The sequence below is a fragment of the Arthrobacter pascens genome, from assembly GCF_030816475.1.
GTDB classification, from domain to species: domain Bacteria; phylum Actinomycetota; class Actinomycetes; order Actinomycetales; family Micrococcaceae; genus Arthrobacter; species Arthrobacter pascens_B.
Genome location: NZ_JAUSXF010000001.1, coordinates 1,328,632 through 1,342,136, shown reverse-complemented (window position 1 = coordinate 1,342,136; position 13,505 = coordinate 1,328,632). Strand labels below are relative to the sequence as shown.

At 59.5% G+C, this 13,505-nt stretch carries 9 protein-coding genes; 5 read left to right on the top strand and 4 right to left on the bottom strand.

What is annotated here, in order from left to right; genetic code table 11:
• Positions 1-122 precede the first annotated feature (122 nt).
• The 4 genes from QFZ40_RS06205 (at position 123) to QFZ40_RS06190 (ending at position 5,588) form a co-directional block, all read left to right on the top strand.
• Positions 123-2,306 (top strand): GH25 family lysozyme, encoded by a 2,184-nt coding sequence (locus QFZ40_RS06205; protein ID WP_306906841.1) that lies wholly within the window; start codon positions 123-125, stop codon positions 2,304-2,306.
• A gap of 189 nt (positions 2,307-2,495) precedes the next feature.
• Entirely contained in the window at positions 2,496-4,118 is a 1,623-nt protein-coding gene (locus QFZ40_RS06200) for a DUF2142 domain-containing protein (RefSeq protein ID WP_306903427.1), read from the top strand.
• The gene (locus QFZ40_RS06195) at positions 4,115-4,618 is read left to right on the top strand and encodes a GtrA family protein (RefSeq protein ID WP_306903426.1); all 504 of its coding nucleotides are present in this window, start codon (positions 4,115-4,117) and stop codon (positions 4,616-4,618) included. The genes QFZ40_RS06200 and QFZ40_RS06195 overlap by 4 nt, the downstream gene beginning before the upstream one ends.
• Entirely contained in the window at positions 4,611-5,588 is a 978-nt protein-coding gene (locus tag QFZ40_RS06190; protein ID WP_306903425.1) for a glycosyltransferase family 2 protein, read from the top strand. Before QFZ40_RS06195 ends, QFZ40_RS06190 begins: the two co-directional genes overlap by 8 nt.
• Before the next feature lie 75 nt (positions 5,589-5,663).
• Here QFZ40_RS06190 and QFZ40_RS06185 read toward each other — a convergent pair whose 3' ends face one another.
• Together QFZ40_RS06185 and rfbB are read right to left on the bottom strand one after the other, a co-directional pair.
• On the bottom strand, positions 5,664-7,073 hold the full coding sequence (locus tag QFZ40_RS06185) for a bifunctional dTDP-4-dehydrorhamnose 3,5-epimerase family protein/NAD(P)-dependent oxidoreductase (RefSeq protein ID WP_306906840.1): 1,410 nt from the start codon (positions 7,071-7,073) through the stop codon (positions 5,664-5,666).
• Positions 7,070-8,068 (bottom strand): dTDP-glucose 4,6-dehydratase, encoded by a 999-nt coding sequence (gene rfbB / locus QFZ40_RS06180; RefSeq protein ID WP_306903424.1) that lies wholly within the window; start codon positions 8,066-8,068, stop codon positions 7,070-7,072. The genes QFZ40_RS06185 and rfbB overlap by 4 nt, the downstream gene beginning before the upstream one ends.
• Positions 8,069-8,125: 57 nt before the next feature.
• On the opposite strand from rfbB, the gene rfbA reads away from it, so the two are divergent.
• A complete protein-coding gene (rfbA, locus tag QFZ40_RS06175; RefSeq protein ID WP_306903423.1) occupies positions 8,126-8,995 on the top strand; it encodes a glucose-1-phosphate thymidylyltransferase RfbA in 870 nt (289 codons plus the stop codon).
• A 24-nt stretch (positions 8,996-9,019) separates the two neighbouring features.
• Here the strand turns inward: rfbA and QFZ40_RS06170 are convergent, their stop codons facing one another.
• Both QFZ40_RS06170 and QFZ40_RS06165 read right to left on the bottom strand, forming a co-directional pair.
• Positions 9,020-10,969, bottom strand: coding sequence for a DUF7657 domain-containing protein (locus tag QFZ40_RS06170; RefSeq protein WP_306903421.1), 1,950 nt, complete (start codon positions 10,967-10,969; stop codon positions 9,020-9,022).
• A 117-nt stretch (positions 10,970-11,086) separates the two neighbouring features.
• Positions 11,087-13,378, bottom strand: coding sequence for a hypothetical protein (locus tag QFZ40_RS06165; protein WP_306903420.1), 2,292 nt, complete (start codon positions 13,376-13,378; stop codon positions 11,087-11,089).
• Between the last annotated feature and the right edge of the window lie 127 nt (positions 13,379-13,505).

Genomic DNA, 13,505 nt, shown 5'->3' with positions numbered 1-13,505 from the left:
CCGATGCCGTCGGAACCGGCGGAGCAGAAATGGGCCAGCGCTCCGCCCGGGTGACAGCCTCCGCTCCTTCTGACCCCTTGAGGAAATCCACGACGGAATCCACCGCAACCCAAGGTACGTGGATGCCCACCTTTGGTGTCCAGGGACTCGACGTGAGCGGCCATCAGCCCAGCGTCGACTGGCAACAACAGTGGAACATGGGGGCCAGATTCGCCTACGTCAAAGCCACAGAAGGAAGCTACTTCACCAGCGACTCTTTCAATTCCCAGTATCAGGGATCCCGTAACGTAGGAATGATCCGCGGCGCCTATCACTTTGCAATCCCCAACGGATCCTCAGGCTCGGACCAGGCCCGCTTCTTCGTCCAGAACGGCGGTGGTTGGTCCCCTGACGGTTACACGATGCCGCCCGTGCTCGACTTTGAGTTCAATCCCTATGCGGGCAGAACCATCAACGGATTCTATTTCGGCAACACCTGTTATGACATGTCACCGTCCCAGCTGGCGTCCTGGGTCCGAGACTTCGGCAGCACCATGCAGTCACTGACCGGGCGCTTGCCTGTCATCTACACCAACACCAGCTGGTGGAGGCAGTGCCTGGGTGATCCTGCCGGCTTTGGCGACTATCCGTTATGGGTGGCTTCCTACCCGGGATCGGCAACGAACGACGCCGGACCTGTTCCCTCGAGCTGGGGCACCTACAGCATCTGGCAATACAGCAGCACAGGGCCGTTCGCAGGGGACTCGAACGTGTGGAATGGCACTCCGGCCCAACTCAAAGAATTCGCAACGGTAGGCGACTTTTGGCCAAGCGGGCCCTCAATCAAGTCAGACGCTGATGTTCTGGCCGCGGACGCTTCGGGCAACCTGCTGAATTACGCCTCCAACGGCGCGGGCGGCCTCATGGCACCAAAAACCATAGGCACGGGCTGGACAAATCTTCGGTCCGCTACCGTGACCGACTGGGACGGTGACGGCATCCGCGATATCTTTTCGCAGTGGAACAACGGTGACCTCCTCGTGTACAAGGGCACTGCCACAGGAGGGTTCTCTGCTCCCATCCGGGTTGGCCAGGGATTTCAGGGCGACCTCATCACTCTTGGTGCCTGGCGGTCCACCGATTCACTTCCCGGCGTAATGGCACGGAAACCTTCAGGAGATCTGGTCTACTACGGGAGGTCGGGAGACGGGTTGCAATCCGGCACCGTTTCCGGCACTGGTTGGGGAAACATCAACATCACCATGCTCGACTTCGACGGTGACGGTAAGCAAGACATCCTGGCCCAAACCGGCGCCGGCGAAATGAAGCTCTACCGCTCAAACGGTGCAGGTTCGTTCATTGCCGAGTCACGGACCGTAGTGGGCACAGGATGGAAGGCCATCACCGCAGTGTCGCTCAGCAACGGCTTTAACGGATCCGGATCAGAGGGTCTTGTCGTCCGACGGGACGGCGGCGCCTTGCAGTATTTCCCAGTCAAAAGCGGGTCATGGGGAAATCCGACCACGATCGGAACAGGATGGAGCCCACTCTTGATCCTTGGCTCCGGTGACCAGACGGGGCCGCTTCCCTGGGCCACACCCGCTGACACCCTGGCCGTGACTGCAGAAGGAACCCTTCTTCTCTATCCCGCCGACGCTGGCTCGCTTTTGTCGGGCCGGACGACCGGGACTGGCTGGACGAACCTCCAGGCCTTGTTCAATACGGACTGGGACCGGGACGGGAAGCCGGACCTTCTAGCCCAGTGGAAGGACGGCAGTCTGACCCTCTACAAGGGCCTTACCGGTGGAGGGTATGCAGCCCCGGTAAGACTTGCTATCGGGCTCCAGGATAAGACCTTGACCGTGGGCCCCTGGAACAAAAGCGACCAGAGACCGGCCATCGTGGCCAAAGCAACGAACGGCGACCTGTTTTACCTGCCCCGCGGGAGCGGCGACACTCTCAACACCCAGGTCGCCATTGGCTGGGGATGGAGCGGCCTCGATATCACCATGATTGACTTCGACGGCGATGGCAACCAAGACCTCCTGGCACGGCGGTCGGACGGTCAACTTCTGCTCTACCGCACCGATGGAGCGTCCAACTTCCTCAGCGAGGACCGCAAAGTAGTGGGCAGCGGCTGGAACTCGGTTGATGCCGCAACAGTGAATCCGGGATTCCTGGGAGCGGGCACGACAGGTCTCACCGTCAGGTTCAAAGACGGCACCCTTGCTTACTATCCGATTGTTGCCGGGACGTGGCGGACACCGATGACGATCGGCTCCGGCTGGACCCCGTTGACCATCGCCGGGTCTGCCAGGTGGCCGTAGCCTAAGACCCCACCACGGTAGAAGACGGGTGCCTTTGCAGAAGGTAGCCGTCTTCCACCGGGCCGCGGTGCGCCAACGGCGTCAGGACCGACAGGATGAAGTGGCTTTTGTCTGTTGTAGACTTGCAAACCGGGTGAATCCACTCAGGGCCTTCCGGCTCGAGACGCAAACCAACAGGAGGCTTCTTCAGTGATCGCTGCCCGGATAGCCCGATTCCGCCGGGCCATAGGCCGATCTTGGTTTTTGCCGTCGTTCCTGATCTTGTTCGGCCTAAGCCTCTCGTGGGTTCTCGCTTCCCCCGTTGGTGCCGTTCCGGATGAGCCCGCTCATTCCATCAAGGCAGCGGCCGTCGCCCGGGGACAGCTCCTGGGGACGCAAACGGGAACGGACGGGCCGCTCCTTGCTGTGGAAGTCCCGCGCTACATCGCGCAAGTCAATGACATGTCATGTTTCGCGAGGGAAGTCGACAAGACCCCCCGCTGCGCTTCAGAGCTGGGTGGCAATTCAGATGAAATGGTCACAGCGGTCACAACCGCGGGCCTGTACAACCCCGTTTACTATGCAATCATCGGTTGGCCGTCGCTGACCACCTCCGGGCTCAAAGCCTTCTACGTGATGCGGATATGCAGCGCCTTCCTGAGCTGTCTTTTCCTCGCGTCAGCTTTTGGCGCCGTCAGCCTGTTGGCCCGTCGCAAATGGGCGCTCGTGACACTTTCGGTCGCGATTACCCCCATGGTCCTGTTCCTCAATGGGGCAGTCAACCCCAACAGTCTTGAATATGCAACGACTGCGGCGATAGCCGCAAACCTCCTATTGCTGCTGGAGAGGACCACTTCGGACAGGCTTCCGGTGGTACCTATCCTGGTCACTACCGCTGCGGCCGCCCTCCTGGCCAACACGAAAGCGCTTTCGTTGCTATGGCTTTTGGTGGTTGTCGTGGCCGTGGCCATCACCGCCACCAGCGCCCAGTTGCGGCGGCTCGTCACCAACCCCGCTGTCTTGGCTGGTGCGGCATTCATAGGTCTCTCTTCCGTCATGGCCATCATGTGGATTCTTCGTCACGACAGTTTGAGCAGCAAGCCGTTTGAAGGCGCGGGCATGAGTCCTGCCGACGGCGCTGAAATCATGCTCGACAGGACTTTTACCTACATGATCGGCTGGATCGGACAGTTCGGATGGCTGGAACTGAATGCCCCTGTTGCAGTGATTTCCTTTTGGATGGGGATGATCTTCGCGGTTTCAATGGGCGTTTTGTTCTTCACGCGTGGACGCGCGCGTACCGCTGCCCTGCTGTTGTCGCTCTCCCTAGTAGCGTTGCCTGTGATACTCCAAGCCCAGATAATCAATCAACAGGGAATTGTCTGGCAGGGACGATATGTCCTCGCTGTTTTCGTACCATTCATGCTTCTTGCTGGCGTCGCGATAGACAGATCGGCCACCAATCCTATCCCGCCGGGCGGTCGCAAAGCCCTCGCCATTGTTCTCGGAATGGTATTTGTTGCCCAGGTGTCCACGTTCGTTTGGGTGCTCCGAAGATACACGACAGGTCTTGCCCTCGATGTCCGCTGGATTGAGATGGTCGTTGACCCCCAGTGGCAGCCCCCACTCGGTACTCTAGCCGTGGTGGCCATCTTCACAGTGGTAACTGCACTCGGCGCTCTTCTCCTGCGGCGGCACATCAATACAGATGAATTGCCGCCCCGGGAATCCGCAGCCTCCAATGAGGAACCCACCTCCGGGGCCTCCAATGAGGAACCCACCTCAGGCGCGACCACGGCTTCCCGTCATGATTCCATCAGACAGGACTTATGACCTTGCATAATCACGAGGCCGTCGGGAGCACTAAAGAACGTACATTTAAGCAGCTCGTACTGACGGCCACAAGAAACAGTGCCTTCAGGTACCTTTTGTTTGGCGGGCTCTCTTTTCTGGTTGATTTCGGGCTCCTGGTTCTATTCCGTGAAGCGTTCCGATGGAATCTGGCCCTGGCGTCTGCCACGGCCTTCCTGCTGAGCTTCGCGTTCAGCTTCACTGTGCAAAAGCTGTTTGCGTTCAAATCCGGCCACCGGACGCATGTAAGTTTGGTCCGTTATGCCATCCTGGTCGCCGCCAATACGATAGCGACTGTCATTATTGTTCAGCTTTTGTCCCTCACCGGCCTGGGGTATGGCGGCGCAAAAGTGGTCTCGACTGCTGCCACCACTTTATGGAATTACTTCCTCTACAGGCATTGGGTTTTCGGAGGCAAACGGCCCCCATTGACCAAACCCGGCGTAGAGGATAATCGAAAGGATTTCGTCAACAATGTATAACGGCGCCCGGATCGCGGCTGTGGTTCCTGCTTATCAAGAGGAACGAATGATCGGGCGTGTCATTGAAACAATGCCCGACTACGTGGACCACATTGTCATCGTGGATGACTGCAGCCCGGACAACACGTCCGACGCTGTTCGTGCAGCCGGAGACTCACGCGTGGAACTCATTCGTCACGAAGTCAACCAAGGCGTTGGAGGTGCCATCATCACCGGTCATCGCAAAGCAATGGAGCTGGGAGCGGATGTCAATGTAGTCATGGCCGGCGATGCCCAGATGGATCCCGCCTACCTTCCCGATCTATTGGAAAAGGTAGTGGACGACGGCTATGGATTTGCCAAAGCAAACCGGTTCTTCTCTGCTGGATCGTTCTCCGGCATGCCCAAGTACCGCATTTTTGGAAACATCCTGCTTTCCTTCATGACCAAACTTGCATCCGGTTATTGGCATCTCTTTGACCCGCAGAACGGTTATACGGCCGTGCGAACCGAGATTCTCCGGCGCTTACCCTTGGATTCCATCTCAAAGCGCTACAGCTTCGAGAACGATATGCTCCTGAACCTGAATATCCTGCAGGTACCCGCTGTGGACGTTCCCATCCCCGCGGTTTATGGTGACGAAGTATCCAGTATCAGGTTGACGAAAGTTGTGCCTGAACTCCTGCATATGCTTGGGACAGGGTTTTGGAAGAGGATCTGGTACCGGTACGTCCTCTGGTCCTTCTCTCCTGTTGCGCTCATGCTCTTCTTGGGAATCATCCTGTTCGGGCTGGGTACAGCCATCAGTATCTGGGTCTGCTTCCAGATTCTGGCCAGTACAGTAGCAACTGCTGCCACCGTCATGCTGGCCGCGTTGCCGTTGATGCTTGGCACTCAGTTATTGATTAGCGCGCTGCAGCTCGACATACAGTCCAGTCCCTCGTCGCCCAGTCTCCCCCACATTAGACACCACGGCAGGACAGGCCGCTGAAAGAAAGGTGGTCCGCCCGGATTCCGGGCGGACCACCTTTCTCACTTTGAGGGCGTCCCCCGCCGTGGCTGCGCTCTACTTGCTGTTCTCCAAGTAGTTCTTGAGGCGCGTTGCCGCCAGTTGGGGGCGGAACCCGGTGTCGGTGATCTTAGCGAGGTCAAGCACGCTGTTCGAGGGCCGGGGCGCGGCCGTCTTTCCGCGAAAGTACTCCGACGTGGAGACGCCTGTGACACTGCTACGGGCCCTTCCCGACAATTCAAAAACCTCAGCAGCAATATCAGCCCAGGACTGGGGATCGCCGTCGTTCGTGAGATTGTAGGTGCCATAGGGTGCCTCGACGTCCAGGAGATGCTTGATCCCGGCCGCCAGGTCCTCTGCGAAGGTCAGACGGCCTACCTGGTCGTTGACAACCGTGGGCGAAACACCCTTTTCCGCGAGTGACGCCATCGTACGGACAAAGTTCGGACCGTCACCGATGACCCAGCTGGTGCGGATGACATAATGCCGGGGAACCACGCTCACAACGGCGTCACCCGCTGCCTTGGTCTGCGCATAGACACCCAGCGGCGTAAATCCTTCGGCCTCATCATGCGACGCGCGGGAGCCGTCGAAGACGTAGTCGCTGGAGACATGCACCAGGACTATGCCCGCTTCAAGGGCAATTCTTGCCAGCTCAGCAACTGCGGTGACATTAAGCGCCCACGCCGCCTGCCGTCCTTCGGACGTCTCAGCAGCATCAACAGCGGTGAAGGCTGCGGCATTGATAATCGTGGAGTATTTCCGCCAATGGCGGGTCCGGAAGGAAGCAGGATCGAGGAGGTCAAAGGTGTTTCGATCCGCAAACTCGACACTGGCATCGTCCGAATACTCAGCGCGAAGAGCCTTCCCAAGCTGTCCATCGGCACCCAACACAAGGATCTTCCTGGGTGCCATCGGAGTGACGTCGGCCAGGCGGGGATGCGCCAGGTCCTTGTCTGACACTTCCGCCTGCTCGAGCGGAATCGGCCAGGCGATGTTCACGGTTTCGTCGGCGAGATTCAGAAAAGTATATTCCGCGTCGGGAGACCAATGGTCATTGACCAGGTAAACGTACGACGTATTGTCCTCGAGGGTCTGGTACGAGTTGGCCACACCCCGCGGAATGAAAATCGCCTTTCCCGCATCCAGCTCGGCAGTGAATACGGAGCCGAAAGTGGGACCCTCACGAAGATCCACCCAGGCGCCAAAGATGCGGCCCGTTGCAACTGACACGAACTTGTCCCAGGGTTCCGCGTGGATTCCCCGTGTCGTGCCGGCTTTATCGTTGAATGAGATGTTGTTCTGTACGGGGCTGAAGTCAGGCAGCCCCAGCGCCATCATCTTCTCCCGCTGCCAGTTTTCCTTGAACCAGCCCCGGTTATCACCATGAACAGGGAGATCGAAAAGCAGCATGCCCGGGATCGGTGTTTCCGTGGCAGCGAGCTTCTTTTGGAACTCCACGCCTATTGGCCCTGCTCTTGATACTTTGCTTCGGTTGCTGCCTTCTGCGGCCGCCACCAGTCCTCGTTATCCCGGTACCAGGCGATCGTGTCCTCGATCCCCGCGTCAAAGTTGGAGAACTGGGGCTCCCAGCCGAGCTCGTCGCGGAGCTTGGTCGAGTCGATGGCGTAGCGCAGGTCGTGGCCAGGCCTGTCCACGACGTGATCGTACGCGTCCGGCGCCTGTCCCATGTGCTTAAGGATGAGCTCCACAACGTCCTTGTTATTCTTTTCCCCGTCGGCGCCGATGAGGTACGTTTCGCCGATCCGGCCCTTGGCGATAATCGCCAGAACAGCGGACGAGTGATCGTTGGCGTGGATCCAGTCGCGAACATTCTCACCCTTGCCGTACAGCTTGGGCCGGATCCCGTCGATCACGTTAGTGATCTGGCGTGGAATGAACTTCTCCACATGCTGATACGGTCCGTAGTTGTTTGAGCAGTTGCTGATGGTTGCCTGCAGCCCGAAGGAGCGTACCCAGGCACGCACCAGGAGGTCGGAGCCGGCTTTCGTGGAGGAGTACGGGCTCGACGGATTGTAAGGCGTGTTCTCGGTGAACCGTTCGGGGTCATCCAGTTCCAGGTCTCCATAGACCTCATCCGTGGAAATGTGATGAAACCGCTTGCCGTGCTTACGTGCCGCCTCGATCAGCGTATAAGTGCCGATGATGTTCGTGTCCAGGAACGGGCGGGGGTCATGCAGGGAATTGTCGTTATGCGATTCCGCTGCATAATGCACCACGACGTCATGAGCCGCGACCAGCTCGTCAACCAGAGGCTGGTCACAGATGTCGCCCTTAACGAACTGAAAGCGATCGGCGGGAAGTTGCGTGAGCGAAGCCAGATTACCGGCGTACGTCATTTTGTCGAGGACGGTCACGTAGTTGTCTGTCGAGGACATGGCATAGTGGACGAAATTGGAGCCAATGAAGCCGGCGCCGCCGGTTACTAGAAGTCGCTGCATAGTTTCAAAGGTTACCGGATTTGGCCGATGCGCGAGTCAGCAGGAAAGATGGGTTACATGCGCGGAATCATTCTGGCCGGCGGTACCGGCTCAAGGCTCCATCCGATCACCCTTGGTGTCAGCAAGCAGCTGATGCCGGTTTTCGATAAGCCAATGATCTACTACCCGCTCTCCACGCTTATTCTGGCTGGCATCCGGGACATCCTGATCATCACCACACCCCACGACGCCGAGCAGTTCCAGCGCCTTCTGGGGGACGGCTCGCAGTTCGGCGTCAGCCTCAGCTACCTCCAGCAACCATCTCCGGATGGTCTGGCCCAGGCATTCGTCCTGGGAGCGGACCACATTGGCAGCGAGCCTGTGGCGCTGGTCCTGGGCGATAACATTTTTTACGGGCAGGGTATGGGAACCCAGCTTCGTCGTTTTGAGGACATCGACGGCGGCGCGGTCTTCGGCTATTGGGTTGCCGACCCGAAATCGTACGGTGTGGTGGAGTTCGACGCCAGCGGCAAAGCCATCTCCCTTGAGGAGAAGCCCGAGAAACCCAAGAGCCACTATGCCGTCCCCGGGCTGTACTTCTACGACAACGACGTCGTTGACATTGCGCGGAACCTCAAGCCTTCCCCTCGCGGCGAGCTGGAGATCACGGACGTCAACCGGACATATCTGGAAAAAGGAAAGCTTCAGGTTGAGATCCTCCCCCGCGGAACGGCATGGCTGGACACGGGAACTTTCAACGACCTTAACGACGCGTCCAATTTTGTCCGCACGACAGAGAACCGCCAGGGCCTGAAGATCGGGGCTCCTGAGGAGATCGCCTGGCGACTTGGGTTCCTCAGTGACGACGAACTTCGCCAGCGTGCGGAGCCCCTTCGCAAGAGCGGCTACGGAACGTATCTGCTGGGGCTCCTGGAAGACGGTCGTTGATCCACACGCGCACGGTGGCCGGCCTCAGCTGACGGCATAAATGTAGGCCGGTCTCCCCTGCCATTGCACCTCTGAATCCAGACCGAGGCACGGGGCGTTAAGGGGAATCGAAGCGACGATCTTATCCAGGTTTGGCCAGGCGGTCTTCAAAGTACAGGGATCAATGCCCACCAGGACGGCATCGAAATCGTTACTGCCGATTGTCGTCGGTTGGCCAGGAGTCCAGCTGAAGAAGATGTAGCCACCCCCGCGGTTCCACTTATCTGACAATGCAGACTGCGGATCCAACTTCTGCCAAGCGGCCGCGTCTGGCCCGGAACGCTGGAGTCCCGAGAGCGAGGGCATGCCATTGGCGAGGAGCAGGGTGTTCACCCCGGGGTTGTCTGCTGCCCAGAGCTTTCCACCTGCTCTCGCCGCAGGGGCCTGTGCAGCCACGGTCTTTGCTGTCTCCGATGCGCGCAGATCTCCGAGCCCTGCGAGCATAGGATTTGCACGGGCCACGGGCAGCGCAGCGAAGACGGCACAGATTATCATGGGCCAGGAACGTTGGGGATACTTCGTTATGACGGCAACCATTAGGCCCACCGTTCCCGAGACGAGAACGATGAGACCTGAGGAAATGGCCGGCAAATCCGAGGCTTTCAGAAGCGAGGCCGCGTAGCCCGTCGGTAGGGCGCAGGCGGCTCCGGCCAGCAGAGGTACCCGCCAAGAGACAGGCGGCGACCAACGGCTCAGCAGAAGGCAAACGAGTATGACGGCGAGCACGCCGATGACTTGGGCCGCCCGGGGCGGGGTGACGAGGTTCAGCAATGGAATGATCCGCGTGGAAACGCCAAGGTCCATGCTGATCCACACGATCCACAACGCCGACCAGGCTCCGAATGTCCATTCGGCGATGTTTTCCCGAAACTTCAGCCGCCACGGTGCGGCCAGCATCAGGACCAGCATCCATATGAAGAAGACTGTGAACGATGAAGAGAGCTCACTGGCGTTGACACCGATGGGCTCGCTGTACTGCAGCTGCCCGAGGGCCGGTGCGCCGAAGATGCGGCCGAACGGTTGGGGATCCGCTTCCACCCGGCGTAAGCCCGGATAGACGGTCCCCAAGAGGGCCTGGAGTCCCTCCCTGTTCTCGACCAGCGTGCCCGTTCCAAAGACCGCTGCCGTTCCCCCGGTGACGAGGATGGCTTTCAGGCGAGGTCCCCAGGCGCCGCTTTGAAGCAAAATCCACAAAGTGGAGGCGCCGAGAACGGGAAGGCCAAGCATCAGGGACCACGGCGCATAGAAAGTGGGAAGACCTGCGATCAGGATTCCGCCGGCGACTCCCATCGCAACAGGAAGAACGCGTTGCCCGCGTGCGAAGCGCTGGAAGGCGGCGATCATGAGCACACAGCCACCCAGTGTGTAGGCGATGAGAGCCACCGGCATCAAAGACCACCACGCGCTCGACGGCGACAATACAATCAGGATCGCTGCAAACCACCCGTACCGGCGGGAGCGCCCAAGCTGATGGAACCATGTCGGCAGCGCCAGGAGCAGGATCAGCGAAGGCAGCCACCAATGCGCCGCGAAGAGCATACTCTCAGGAATGATCCCGGAGGCACGAAGCATGGTGGAATCGAAAAATACGAATTGCTCGAAGAAGCCATCGGTCGGAAACCTGTGGATCAGATCGGCACGAGCGGCAAGCGGGCTCAGGCTCGGCGCGCCATGCGTAGCGAGGATGGAGATCACAATAGCTGAATAGGCATAGATCTCGTCCGACCGGATCGGCCTCGATATACCGAATTGCCACCCCAGGGGGTTGGATGGGTCTTGCCGGAGGTCCGCAATGCCGACAGACGATGTCGTGATCCCGAGCAGGATGAGGACGGCGAAGACCACTAGTGTGATCACGCGTGCGGCCCGATCGTTGACGCAGACCCATTGCTTGAACCGGCTGCTGGCCTCGGCAATCGGCGCAGGAAGTTTCACTTTCAACTAATATCCTCCAAACGCTCCACCAACTCAGGCATGTATGCAACCTGGTGGCCGCAAGCAGTTAGCCAGGCGACGGTGAGATCAAGACGTACGGGCCTCCATTATTCCGCCCTACACCGGTGCGGGCTGTTGCGCCGCGTCGTATTCAGGTTCCCGCCGCAGCGGGCCAACGGACCGCCGTCGTCGTACGGCGAGCAGACTCCAGATGAGCATTCCCGCAACCGATGCCCCCCAAAGAGGGATGCCGATCCTCCACCCGGGCGGTTCGAAGCTGATGGTGATCAGCTTCCCCTTGGCATCGGCAGGGATTTTCAGGCCAAGCAGGTACCCGCCCACCGGGCGCTGCAGCATTTGAGCGCCTTCCACACTGTATCCGGGCCATGGAAGCCTGCTAAGTGCCGCACGTCCGCCGTTTTCGGGGACGTCATCAACTTTCAGCACAACCTTGGTGTCGTCGCGGGATACTTCGCTGAGCTTGGTTCCCGAATCAGTCCACGTCACGCCTCCAGCCGGTCCCAAGGGCACATTCCGGCTCCACAGGATTGTGCCGTCTGTCTCTGCAGCGACGTGCCATCCCTCCGGAACCTTCGGAATCTCGACTTCCTCGTCGCGGGACACATAGTTGTTGGAAGCCATAGCCACCTGCGGCTTGTTAAATGACTCCTTGAGGATCTGGATGTTGTCTATGTGAAGTTCGTCAACGAGCAACAACCCGGTCTCGGCGCGGCGATCAAAAAGCTTGTCGATGAGTTCGGGGCATGTTCCTCCCAGATAACGGAGGCAGAGCAGGTCGTTGAGCTTGGAAAATCCGACCAACTGGTAACGGTTCAGGACGTTGGCGTCACTGAGGTACCAGGCATTAGCCATCAGCGTCTGCTCCCAGGTCTTTTTCTCCTGTGGGTAGTCCAACGGGTCACCGACGACTATGGTGTCATTTTGGACGCCCTGGAGCACGCCCTTGTAGGTCGACACGTCTGCGGGCTGGTTTGCAATGGACAGGCCGCTTCGGGCCGACGTGCGGTGCTGGAGGAGGGTAGTAGCCGTCGTCGCAAGCAGCACGCCGATCGCGAGCAACGAGAGTGCCCTGAGCCCAAGCTTGTTCCACGGATGCTTCTTGACTTCAGGGTGGTTCAGGAGCCACCACATTGCTGAAAGCGCCACACTGACGAGGACAGCACACACCGTGATCGTGAAGAAGCGCGCGGGTACCTGCGCCCAGGCCAGGTATGCCCCAAGTGCAACCAGGCCAAGCGCCAGGTAGAGCGACGGACGGCTGATCGATCCCCGTCTCGCACGGGCCAGCGCAACAACCACAAAGAGAACTGAAGCCATGGCCACGTACGGCATAAAGCGGGCGGGATAGCGCAACGGGCCGATCGTCGTCGGCAGCAGGACGAAGGCGGCCGAGGCTGCAAGGAAGAAAAACAGATCCCGCAGTTCAGGTGACAGTTTCTTGAATGCGCTCCAACTGATGAAGGCGATGGCCGGCAGGAACCAGGCGATATAGGCAGCTGGGCTCGTTGACGCCGTGCCTGACCACCACCACGAGAGAAGCTGCGGATAGGCGGTGGCGATGGGAGCCATGAGCAAGCTCGTAAAATCGATGCTCATGTAGTCGTCGTTCCAGATGCCTGTGGTTCCGCGGGTCGTGACGGCAGCTGTCAGGACCCCCGGAAGGAAGACGACGACGGCGACAAGCCCGATGGACACACCTGTTGCCGCAATCCTGACTGCTGGCCGCCATGCCCTGCGGATCAACGCCTCAACACCGACAGCGAGGAGGATGAAGCCAATCGCCACCGTTCCGGCGACGTAACCGACAGTCACGATCAAGTACCCGGTAATGAAGGCCCAGAACGGGTTTCGCTTGCCGCTCATGAGTTTGCGCAATTCGGCCCAGAGGAACGGGAAGATGGCCCAGACCAGCGCTCCCGTCACCCAGGACGGTGCGTCGAAGTACGTCGTGAAACCGTTCAGCGGCACGGCGATCCCGGCAATAAAGGCCCATTCCGGTGCCACTGAATAGCTTCGGGCGAGGACGAAAGTCCCCATGCCCGCAACGATCAGCATGGCGACCTTCAACACGGTGGTGAGCACTACCGCGTTCGGGCTCAGGTAGGCGAGCACGCCGAATAGCATTACCAGGGGGTTCCAGGTGCCCCATTGCCCTTCGGCTATATAGTTCCCGCTCGACCAGACCGAGGGATTCAGGACCGGCACCTTCCCTTGGAAGAGGCTTTCGCCAAGGTGGTACCACACACCGTAGGCACCGTTCTCGGTATCGTCCTGGAAGTAAAAACGGCTGTAGAAGATCAACGGGATCAGGCTCAGCACCAAAACCGATCCGGCGGTCAGCAGTAGCCACTTCCTGTTGCGTGACGAGGACGATAGGGCAGGCTGCAATTCACGATCCGTTCCGTTGGGCATGCGTCCGCCGCAGGACAGCACGCGAGGGACAGGTTCATAATACCCGAGGGGAGTTTCGCGGGGCTTCACCAGCGGCCACGCACTTCCCGTCCGGCCCCGGCAG

Bases quoted from the DNA above. Each gene is read 5' to 3' on its own strand.
- QFZ40_RS06205 (WP_306906841.1), top strand. From the start codon at position 123: ATGCCCACCTTTGGTGTCCAGGGACTCGACGTGAGCGGCCATCAGCCC.
- QFZ40_RS06195 (WP_306903426.1), top strand. From the start codon at position 4,115: ATGACCTTGCATAATCACGAGGCCGTCGGGAGCACTAAAGAACGTACA.
- QFZ40_RS06190 (WP_306903425.1), top strand. From the start codon at position 4,611: ATGTATAACGGCGCCCGGATCGCGGCTGTGGTTCCTGCTTATCAAGAG.
- rfbB (WP_306903424.1), bottom strand. From the start codon at position 8,068: ATGCAGCGACTTCTAGTAACCGGCGGCGCCGGCTTCATTGGCTCCAAT.
- rfbA (WP_306903423.1), top strand. From the start codon at position 8,126: ATGCGCGGAATCATTCTGGCCGGCGGTACCGGCTCAAGGCTCCATCCG.